Genomic DNA, 10,438 nt, shown 5'->3' with positions numbered 1-10,438 from the left:
GGGGTGGCCGTCCTTGTCGTACCACTGGCCGTTCGCGTCGCGGGTCCAGCCTTCGAATTCGGTGCCGATCAGGCTGTCGACTCCCCAGCGTTCCCCCAGTTCCAGGTCGGGGCGTCTTGTCATTTCAGACTCGCGCCGGGGTCACGGCTGGCAACCGCCCATCTGCTGCATCGACCAGGACGCGATGATGTGGGACAGCGCCCCGAACCCGGCGCCGATCAGAGCGCCGGGTATCGCGCCGATAATGAATATCGGGAGTCCGGCGAGTGCGCCGAGCACAGCGCCGATCCCGGCACGCAGTTCGATCATGTCGCCCGGCATCATGCAAATACCGATTGGCTCGGTCGGCGCGTTCGGTTCGACCGCGACAGCAACCGGTTCTGGTGCTGGTGCCTGCGGTGTCGCCGCCATCCGCTCCACGAAAACACCAGGTCAGTAGTGCCACTCGCGGTCACAACAGCTTCTCAGGGCACCTACTGGCTCTGGAGGCTCCATACTCACACCTGCACGCGACCCGTAGCAACGGGTCGATCGCCCGGCAGGTTCGTTCCACTACCGGCGTGGGCAGATAGCCTGCGGCACATGCCAATTCGTGCCACGGAGCCTCATCGTGTTGGCACAAGAAACGACTGGTCACGCGGTAGCGCAGTTGCTAGTTTTCGTCGGGCGTGTGACGAGTTCCTTGCCTGCTTCCAGGCTCAGGCCGACCGGAAGACCGATAGCTCCGCCGCACGCGCAATGCAGTCCGGCCTCGCCACCAGGATGGCCGCGAACCCTCTCGACGCTGGTTCCGCGGGGCATCCGGTACGACGCCGAACTGCTGTTCGCGGCCGCGATGTTCCACGACATCAGCCTGGTGCCGGAGTTCGACAACCACACCCTCTCCTTCGAGGAGGCCGGCGGCCATGTCGCCCAGGTGTTCGCCGCCGGTGCCGGTTGGCCGAGCGAGCGGCGCGAACGCCTCGGCGAAGTCATCGTCAGGCATATGTGGCCTGACGTGCACGTGGCCGATGATCCTGAAGGTCACTTGCTGTGGCGGGCGGCGGCGCTGGACATCGCGGGAAAGGACATCGACGACCTCAGCCCCGCCTTCCGTGCCGAAGTACTCCAGCAATACCCCCGGCTCGGGCTCGCCGCTGCTGCCTGCCGTAGGCAGCCGCCCAGACGTAGACGCGGCGCGAGTGGTTCAGCAAGGCGGCGGAATGGTAAGCGGAGGCCACCTCCAACGCAGCCGATGAGGCAGCCGTGTCAGGAATCACGAGCTCGTCCAAAACGACCATACTTCGACAGTACGGCGTGGAACGGCCCGTACCAGCACAACGACTACCGGAAGGACCTTCATGCGAGCCGTCACAGTCCGGGACCGCGAAGCTGGCATCCGGGGGTTGACCCTGACCGATCTGCCCCACCCCCACGCCGCTGAGAACGACGTCATCGTGCAAGTCCACGCCGCCGGATTCACCCGCGGCGAGCTGGACTGGCCGAGTACATGGACCGACCGCGCTGGCCGCGACCGCACCCCGAGCGTCCCCGGCCACGAACTATCAGGTGTAGTCGTCGAACTCGGATACGGCACCACTGGTCTCACGGTGGGGCAGCACGTCTTCGGACTGACCGACTGGGCTCGCGACGGTTCGCTCGCGGAGTACACCGCTGTGGAAGCCCGCAACCTGGCCCCGCTCCCCGCCGATGTCGACCACGTCGCCGCGGCCGCTCTACCGATCTCCGGTCTGACAGCGTGGCAGGCCCTGTTCGACCACGCTCACCTGAAAGCTGGCCAGACCGTCCTCATCCACGGAGTCGGTGGTGCCGTCGGCTCCGTCTCCGCACAACTGGCCCACGAGGCAGGAGCCCACATCATCGGCACCGGCCGAGCCTCCGACCAGGACGCGGTACGCGATCTCGGCGTCCACGAGTTCGTCGACTTGGACGGCGAACGCCTGGAGGACGTCGGCGAGGTCGACGTGGTACTCGACGTGATCGGCGGCGACATCCGCGACCGTTCCACCGCGCTACTACGCCCCGGCGGCACCCTCGTCACCATCGCCGGTCCACCCACCATCCACCCCCACGACGGCCGGGCGATCTTCCTCGTCGTCGAACCCAACCGCGAGCAACTGGCCCAACTGGCCACCCGCCTGCACGATCAACGGCTCATCCCCCTCGTCAACGCCGTGCGCTCCCTGGCCGACGCCCCCGCGGCCTTCAGCCCCGACGGACGCACCCGCGGCAGAACGATCATCAAGGTGACCACGGACTGACGCTCGCCGGTCCGACGTGATCCGCGCGTACGGTCCTCCTAGCCGAACTTCGGCCCAACACCGACGATCTTCTCGCAGTACCGACGCCACCAAGATCGAAGACTTCGAACTCGCGCGCCGTCTCCTCCTCGATGCTCCCCATGGCCTGCGTTCTGCCCTGCTGCTCCACATGTATGACGGCATCACTCTGGCAGTGGCCGCCACGGCCCGCCACGAAGGCGCTTCTTGGACAAAGGCTTTCGAGCAGGGGCGCAGCAGGATTCGTCGGAGCATCCACTCTGCTGGCAGGTGTGTACGCCACCTTCTCCGTGCTCCCGTGCTCCCGTGCTCCCGTGCTCCCGTGCTCCCGTGCTCCCGTGCTCCCGTGCTCCCGTGTTCCCGTTCTTCCCGCTCGGCTCGGCTGCTGGGGTGCCCATAAAAGCTGGGGCGCAACGATCTTCATTCAGGACGCGAAGTGTTCGGTAGTACCGAGGGGAAGGACACTCGATGAAAAAGATCATCGGCATCATCATGGCGGCCGCGGCGGTGACCCTGGCGACGGCATGTCAGGACGGCGTGACGACGCAGACGTCCGGGGCGTCGTCGATGTCGAACTCCACTACTGCCGCCGTGCCGGGATCCACTACCGCTGCCGCGCCGGGATCTGCTACCGCTGCCGTGCCGGGATCCGCTCAGCCTCCCGTCACTCCGCAGTCACCAGGTGCCACGCAGCCTGCTGGTGACAATGCTCCTGCCACTGCCGGAAACGGCAGATGCGTCGATCTGAAGTCGGCGGGGGTCACAGCCGCGCTCGGCACACTCGGTCCTGGTGTCGGCGGCGACGGGTTCTACGCGGACAGCGGCACCGACGCCTCCGTCGGCGCCTGTCCCGCCATACTTTGGGTGCTTGCCGGGACTCCGCACGGCACCGCTAGCTCACCCTGGCACGTGATGCTGTTCAACCACGCGGGTTATCTGGGCACCGCGACCAAGAAGTCGACTTCTTATACACAGGTGGTGGGCTCGTCCGATCGCAGCGTCCGGGTCCAATACCGTTGGCTGACGGGTAAAGACGCCAGCTGCTGTCCCTCGGGTGGGCCGGTCATTGTCACACTCACCCTGGGCGCGGACGATCGCACGGTGACCCCGGATCGTGACTTTCCGACGGAGGTGATCGATCCGAGTTCAGCGAGCTTGCCGCCGGTGTGCCCGGTTACCAAGGCCGTTTTGCTCGAAGCGTTGCGAGACACCGATATCGAGTCGCGGTTGGCGACGCCGATCGAACTCGAGGATCGAATCGACTGTGCGGGTGAGTGGGCGATGGCCCATACGGGAACCCACAACAATACTGTCAACCGAGCCCAGGTCTTGTTCCACTACGTAGCGGCCGACGGAGGCTGGAAGCCTGTAGACCTCGGCAGTGCGCTGCACTGCACCGAGCTCGGCGTGCCTGTCGATGTCGCGGACAAGATCTGCCACTGAGCGTCGTCAGGTCAGTCGGCAATCTGGCGAGTCGCCCGATCCGGCAGGATCCCGGCCTGGACGAGTTCGTCGTAGATCCGCTGCTGCTCATCGTCGAGATTCGAGTACAGCATGTCGTATGCCAGATCTTCCTCGGCGAGCACCGCGACCGGATCCCAGTCGTCACCGAGCGCCGCGACGACGGCGCTGCGCCGTCGTGTCTCGTCCAGCGTGAGGTCGTAAGCAAAATTGTGGTCGGCCATGTAGGCATCTCCAACCGGGTTCTTTCCGAAAACGATTTGACGACGATGCCCAACCACGCCTTCTCGGGCAATGATCTGAATCACATTCCACGTCGGACTTCGTCACATTCGATGCCCGTGCGCGGACCGGACCGCGAAGTAAATGCGTCCACATAATCGCCAAAAAACCGCCGAAATCGGGCACGCGACGCTATCGCGCCACACCACCAAGAGAGCGGAACTCGCCAATGGCCGTCGCTGGGTGCTGCCGCCCGCCACTCCGATGCTATTTACCCCGACGCGAACACCCCGCACAGATCGAACCCGAACTGGGCCGTACGACATCAGCGGCCGATGACACACGCACGATATTCGCCGGAGTAGTGCATGTTGAGTTATGGATCGTCGGATGACTTGCAGGACAGGTGATCCAACTTCACCAGCCCAGGCAGATCTTCCGGGGAGGCGTGCCGTGACGCAGCCGGACAGCGCCTGTCCCGAACGCGGTGCCGAGATCACCACAGGTTGGTTTGTCTCGGTGCCGCGAATCCGTTGCGCAGCGCGATCGGTGCGTCGGCCGCGTACTCGATCCAGCAGGACTGACTGTGTGTATGAGACGAGTCCGAGCAGTGCGAACTGCTCGGACTCGACGAAAAGAGTTGTGCCCTAGGGGATCAGGGCAGCACCTGGGGGATGACGCCCGGGTTGATCGAGCCGATGATCCCGCCGATCACGGCGCCGATAAGGGTGGGCACGGGATCGATGAAGGAACCGGTGGCGGAGCCGATCGCAGCGCCCGCGGCCGCGCCGTTCAGCACTGGATCGGGGTACTGGGCGTCCGGGTTGGTGGTGACATCCTCCAGCGGGAGTCCGGCGATCGGGGCAATAACCGATGCCGCCGGAGCCGCCGCAGCAGCCTGACCCGCGTCGGCGGATGACGCGCCCGCGAATACGACGGCCGCAGCCAACGGCAGTGCACTCACCACAAGGACGCGACTCGTCTTGATCAGGGCAGAACGGAACATTGTTTTCCTAACCTTTTTGGGCCCTCGGAACAACCGAGTTCCACTACTTCATCAGGGGAGACTGCCTCTTGCTGCTCCGATGAATAGACAGCATCGAGCAGCCACTATTGCGCACCGCGCCCGAAGATGCTGCGCTACATGCGAACTCGCACAGTACCGGCATAACAAAGTAATGACCAGAGATCTGACCGGACAGCGCGGTTCCGTCGGATCAGGGCAGCGCCGGTGCGCTCGCGCGAAATAGCGCCGATGCATGAATGGGCATTCGCACATCCGGCATTATCGGATGTCCGAGAGAGGTAGCAGCTCGGCCGAGCGCGAAACGTTGACCTGAACCTGTTGTCGTCCATTCGCGAATATCTTCGGTGCATGCACGTGGCGGCACGCGACGCGGATTCGCGAATAACTGCCGTAATCGCTCACGGACAGAGCCACCTGGCCGACCAGGCTCGCAAACCTTTCTCGGCCGGAATGTGGTGCACGGATGAGTTTTCCGGCTAGCGGCCTACACCGTGTGCATCGAGGACGGGGCGCCTACTGCTCGGGGCCAAGGGGCCGGGTTCCGGTGGCTGGCGAAATCTGATTTTCGGTTGACAGGTATGTCACCGTTGACCTTCGTGAACGACAACGTCGCCGCGATCCGAAATCTGGCGGGTTTGGCCACGCCGATGGCGCTACGTGTTGCGGTAACCCTGGGACTGCCGGACCGGCTGCGAGGTGGCGGGGCCGCTGTCGAGCAGATCGCGACCGAACTCGACGTGTCATCGGTGGCGCTCGAGCTTCTGTTGGGACATCTTGCGGCCCTTGGGATTATCGAGCGTGCGTCCATCGGCTACCGGACCACCGACTACGGGGCAGCGCTGTGCAAGGATGCCGGCAACGGCTTGGTCAATCTTCTGCACCTGGACATGGCTGGTGGTCGTGCCGACTTGGCGTTCGTCGAACTGCTGCACAGCGTCACTACCGGCGAGGCGGGCTATGCACGCCGCTATGGGCAGGATTTTTGGGCCGACCTCGCCGGATATCCGAACTTGCGAGCCTCGTTCGACCAGCAGATGACCGATCGGTTCCGTGAACAGATCCCGCGGATCGTCGCCGCTTACGGCTGGGGTCGCTTTTCCACCATCGTCGACGTCGGTGGCGGTCACGGAACCTTGCTCGCCGCGATTCTGGCCGCTCACCCTGGTATGCGCGGCCACCTGGTCGATCTCGAACCCACCGCGACCGAGGCAGGCAGTACCTTCAGCGCGCACCACGTCGGGGACCGAGCTCGAGTGACCCCGGGTAGTTTCTTCGACCCGCTGCCGCAAAGGGCGCAGGCCTATTTGTTGTGCGACATCCTGCACGACTGGGACGACGAACACGCGCACCGGATCCTCGGCCGGTGCGTTGAGGCCGTCCACCCGACCGGCCGGATCCTGGTCATCGAACCGGTTGGCGGTCGACGTGCGAACACCGAGTTCGATCTGGCGATGCTCGTGATCTTCGGCGGCCGCGACCGTCGGGTCGATGAGTTCCGCGCCCTTGGCTCGGCTCACGGGCTGGTCCTCGAAACCGTGATCGACCTGACCGAGCAGCGGTGTCTTCTGGAGTTCCGCCTCACCGCCACCACTTGACTACTGATCCAACACCCCGCTCCAGTTCGGGCTGCCCACCCCAGAATCCGCGCCAGGTGCCGGGGTTGTCTGTTAAACGCTTCGAGCAGTCTCGGGTAGGCGGGTTCTCAGGAGTTCGCACGCGCAATGGGCGGGTGATCCGCGGGTCTCTCGGCGGCTCGCTCGTCGACAGCATCTGAGGGGCCGTCGCCCACGGCTAGAGGGAGAGTATGACGAGAGTGCGAACCTGTATCCATGCATCTTCCGGCCGACAGTCATGTTCACAGCGAATGGTCTTGGGACACAGGCGGTCCCGCGTCGGACGCTGCGGGACGAATGGAGCGAACCTGTGCACGCGCCGTCGCGATCGGTCTGCCCGCGGTGATCTTTACCGAACATCTCGACCTCGACGACGCATGGCGCACCGGCGTCGAGGACCTTATGCCACACCAACGACACCTGCTGGACGAGGACGGCTATCTGCGTCCTCCGGCCCTGGACATGGCGGGCTACCTCGACTGCGTCGAGCGCTGCCGACACCTGTTCCCCGAACTGCGCATTCTTACCGGCGTGGAGTTCGGACAGCCTCACCTGTTCGACGAACAAGCGACGAATTTCGACCTGACCGTGCTCGACCGTGTGAACGGTTCGCTGCACACGCTTCCGATCGGCGAGGGCCGCAGCGAACCCAACACCCTGTTTCGGCTGTGGCCCCCGGACGAGGTGATACGCGCCTACCTCGACGAGATCCCGCGCATGGTCGCAGGATCCGATGCGTTCGCGGTGTTCAGTCACATCGACTACGCGGTGCGCGCCTGGCCGAGTGCGGAGGTCGGCCCGTTCGACCCGCGCCGATTCGAGGATGGTTTTCGAGTGGCGATGCGGGTCATCGCCGACAGTGGGAGAGCCTTGGAGATGAACACCCGCAGACTTCGGCCATGGATCCCGCAATGGTGGTGTGAAGAAGGCGGGCGCGCAGTCACATTCGGCAGCGACGCCCACCTCCCAGAAGCGCTCGCCGACAATTTCCCTAAGGCGATGGCTATGGTCGAGCAGTTCGGATTCCGGCCAGGCCGCCGACCTGAACACTTCTGGACACGATAGCGATTCTCCGGCCGCTCGAGCGGGAGCCGCCGACCATATCTGGGATCCGCAATCCGAACCGGGGGAGCGCCTTGACGTGCCGCGGTAAGTAGTTGCGTAGCAGCGCATATCTTCCACGAACGCCCAGATGGTGTCGGTGCCTCGGGTCATACTCGGCAGTGGTGGCCGGTGAAACATGCTGTCGGCCAGGGGAAGACAGGGAGGGTGTCGGATGGCTACTGCAGGTGTGCCCGGCGGGCCGGGCCCGCGGACAGGCGAGTTGTGGCTCACCGCCGAGAACCGGCGACTTGTCGAGGCGATCCGCGCGGGGAAAAGCGCTCGGCAGATCGCGATCGAGTTCGGCCGCAGTGAGAGCGCGATCCGGGCGCGCTGCCACATGCTGCTGCCGAAGCATCTGCGGGACGTGAATACCAAGCGAGAAGCACCGGACGTGCTCGGCATCACCCTCGACGACAACCCCGGCTACGACTGGGAGCGGCGATTGCGTGAGTGCGCCGCCATCGAGGGCAAGTTGCACTGGAGCGAGGCGATGGATGATGCGCTGGCCGAAGGCTGGCAGCAGGGCCGCTCCTGGAGGGAGTTGGTCGCTGCGACCGGCGCCTCTGAATCCGAGGTCGCGGCTTGGTGCAAACGCCGCGGCTGGGCGGCGGACCTGAAAGAGGTCACCGACCGGATCGGCTTCGACCCGCTCGGCGAGGTCGCCGCCCGGCTGAACCCGGAAAAGGTGTGGGTGCTCGTCATCGATGTACTGCGGGCAGGACGGCACATCTCGGTGCACCCGACCCGCGCCAGCGCCGATAAGGCCATCACTCTGCTCCAGGGGCAAGACCGCGCCAGCGGTGCCGCCAATATGGACATCACAGTCGCCCTTGTACTCCGCAGTCCCTCCGGCCTCGAGGCGACGGCAGCCTGAATCTGCGGTCGTGCGCGCTGCCACGCTCCGGGATCTGCTGCGCGCCAAAGGGGCTACGGATCAGAAAATGATAGTCGGTCTCGCGTGGCTGACCGTTTCGGTCGCGCGCCCACTGACCGTTGGCAACATGGATTATCGGTGGTTGGAACCGGGGCGCTTCGACCTCGAACCGACGTTTGGGACCAGTCCCGAGGATCACGTTGTCGGCGCTCCCGGTCGCGGGGGCAACGATCGGCAGCGATACGGTCAGGGTGTGTCGGTGCAGAGCGCTGGCGGCTCGTTCGGGAACTACCACCTCGAACGCTTGGTGGGTCGTGGCGGTATGGGTGAGGTGTGGTTGGCGCGCGACCGCACCGGTCGAACTGTCGCGTTGAAGGTGTTGTCTGCGGCGTATTCCGCCGATCCGGGCTATCGGCGTCGTTTCGAGCGCGAGGCGCGGCTGGGCGCCCAGGTGCGCAATCCCCACATCGTGCCGATTCACGCTTTCGGTGAGGTCGATGGGCATCTGTTTTTGGAGATGGACTACATCGCGGGCATCGATCTGGCCACGCGGCTGCGGTCGGGTGCGCTGGTGCCTGCTCGGGCAGTCGAGGTCATCGCCCAGGCTGCGCAGGGGCTGGATGCCGCTCATGCGGCGGGGCTTGTTCATCGGGATGTGAAGCCGGGCAATATCCTCGAGGACACCAGCGGTTTCGTATATCTGATCGACTTCGGTATCGCCCGCGCCGCGGACGGCAGTGCCCTCACGGCCACCGGCCTGGTGGTGGGCACATTGGGTTATATGGCGCCGGAGCGGTTCACCGGCACGGCCGATGTCCGCTCGGATGTCTATTCGCTGGCCTGCGTGCTGTATGAAACCCTCACCGGGAAGCTGCCGTATGGCGACGGTGATCCGGCACAGCAGATGCATGCGCATTTGATGTCCGAACCACCGCGTGCGTCGCGGGCTGCCGGAGGTGTCCCGCCGCAGTTGGACGCGGTCATCGCCCGCGGGATGGCCAAGAAACCGGTGGAACGCTATGCCAGCGCGGGGGAGTTCGCCGCCGCCGCGAATGCGGCTTTGGGTGGGCCCGTGTCGGCACAACCGGCCTTTGCGAGATCGGACAGTCACCCGCCTACCCGCGTTATGACCGCCGTCGCTCCGCCCCCGACCTTGGCTGAGCCCCTGTCGGCGCCGCAATCGCCCGAGCCCCGGACATTCTCACCAGTGCCTCGGCGAAAGCTGTTGGTGCGCAGATGGTTACCGATCGCCGCTGGTCTAGCACTCGTCGCCGCGGCGGCACTGTGGCTGCTGAGCAGCGACCTCGGGTCCGACTCCGCTCCAGGCACGACGACGCCCGCTGCGGCTTCGACCAATTCGCCGCCGCCCGCGACCGGTGGACCGGTTCCGGCCGGTGCGTTGCGTGACGGGAACTTTGCTTTCACCGTGACCGAGGTGGCGTCCAACGCGAGCCGCACCGGTTCGGTAGCCCCGGGTGGTTCCTACACCATCGTGACGCTGACGGTCACCAACGTCTCCCAACACGGCCAAGTTTTCCGCGTCGCCGATCAGCGCCTCGGCACCGCCGGTGGTCGCTCCCTCGCCCCCGACGCGTCCGCGACCACCGAACTCAACCCGTCCGGCCCTGGCGGCGGCCAGATCGATCCCGGTGGTACCCGCACGATCCGGCTGGCCTTCGACCTCCCAGGCAAGGACAAGAACGGCAAGAAGAACGACAAGAAGAACGACACCCCGAGCCAGCTGGTCCTGCACGGCGCCCCGTCGTCCTCCGGCGTAACCGTGCCGGTCGGCTAGCCGCAAGCCGACCGGAACCTCGGAGCCGGATCTCTCGCCGAAGTCGTGTTTCGGATAACTCTC

9 protein-coding genes are annotated in these 10,438 nt (G+C 65.2%); 6 read left to right on the top strand and 3 right to left on the bottom strand.

Annotated features, from left to right (window positions below; translation table 11 throughout):
- Positions 1 to 141: 141 nt before the first annotated feature.
- Positions 142 to 309 carry a DUF4349 domain-containing protein gene (locus tag NP3_RS47795; protein WP_157124228.1) on the bottom strand — a complete coding sequence of 56 codons (168 nt, stop codon included), beginning with the start codon at positions 307 to 309 and terminating at the stop codon, positions 142 to 144.
- Positions 310 to 1,340: 1,031 nt separating this feature from the next.
- Here NP3_RS47795 and NP3_RS09925 point away from each other — a divergent pair.
- A complete protein-coding gene (locus tag NP3_RS09925; RefSeq protein WP_063039943.1) occupies positions 1,341 to 2,261 on the top strand; it encodes an NADP-dependent oxidoreductase in 921 nt (306 codons plus the stop codon).
- Positions 2,262 to 2,747: 486 nt separating this feature from the next.
- The gene (locus tag NP3_RS09920; protein WP_063039941.1) at positions 2,748 to 3,722 is read left to right on the top strand and encodes an LppP/LprE family lipoprotein; all 975 of its coding nucleotides are present in this window, start codon (positions 2,748 to 2,750) and stop codon (positions 3,720 to 3,722) included.
- Between the two features lie 11 nt (positions 3,723 to 3,733).
- Here NP3_RS09920 and NP3_RS09915 read toward each other — a convergent pair whose 3' ends face one another.
- On the bottom strand, positions 3,734 to 3,964 hold the full coding sequence (locus tag NP3_RS09915; RefSeq protein ID WP_063039939.1) for a DUF6400 family protein: 231 nt from the start codon (positions 3,962 to 3,964) through the stop codon (positions 3,734 to 3,736).
- A gap of 653 nt (positions 3,965 to 4,617) precedes the next feature.
- A complete protein-coding gene (locus NP3_RS09910; protein ID WP_063039937.1) occupies positions 4,618 to 4,968 on the bottom strand; it encodes a glycine zipper domain-containing protein in 351 nt (116 codons plus the stop codon).
- Between the two features lie 617 nt (positions 4,969 to 5,585).
- On the opposite strand from NP3_RS09910, the gene NP3_RS09905 reads away from it, so the two are divergent.
- The 4 genes from NP3_RS09905 (at position 5,586) to NP3_RS09890 (ending at position 10,375) form a co-directional block, all read left to right on the top strand.
- Positions 5,586 to 6,584 (top strand): methyltransferase, encoded by a 999-nt coding sequence (locus tag NP3_RS09905; RefSeq protein ID WP_218024831.1) that lies wholly within the window; start codon positions 5,586 to 5,588, stop codon positions 6,582 to 6,584.
- Positions 6,585 to 6,818: 234 nt separating this feature from the next.
- Positions 6,819 to 7,667, top strand: coding sequence for a PHP domain-containing protein (locus tag NP3_RS09900; RefSeq protein WP_063039933.1), 849 nt, complete (start codon positions 6,819 to 6,821; stop codon positions 7,665 to 7,667).
- A 211-nt stretch (positions 7,668 to 7,878) separates the two neighbouring features.
- Positions 7,879 to 8,580 carry a hypothetical protein gene (locus NP3_RS49005; RefSeq protein ID WP_169814472.1) on the top strand — a complete coding sequence of 234 codons (702 nt, stop codon included), beginning with the start codon at positions 7,879 to 7,881 and terminating at the stop codon, positions 8,578 to 8,580.
- A 253-nt stretch (positions 8,581 to 8,833) separates the two neighbouring features.
- A complete protein-coding gene (locus NP3_RS09890) occupies positions 8,834 to 10,375 on the top strand; it encodes a serine/threonine-protein kinase (protein WP_169814471.1) in 1,542 nt (513 codons plus the stop codon).
- Positions 10,376 to 10,438 lie beyond the last annotated feature (63 nt).

The organism is Nocardia pseudovaccinii NBRC 100343, assembly GCF_001613225.1.
GTDB lineage: Bacteria > Actinomycetota > Actinomycetes > Mycobacteriales > Mycobacteriaceae > Nocardia > Nocardia pseudovaccinii.
This window is presented reverse-complemented; position numbering and strand designations above follow the sequence as displayed.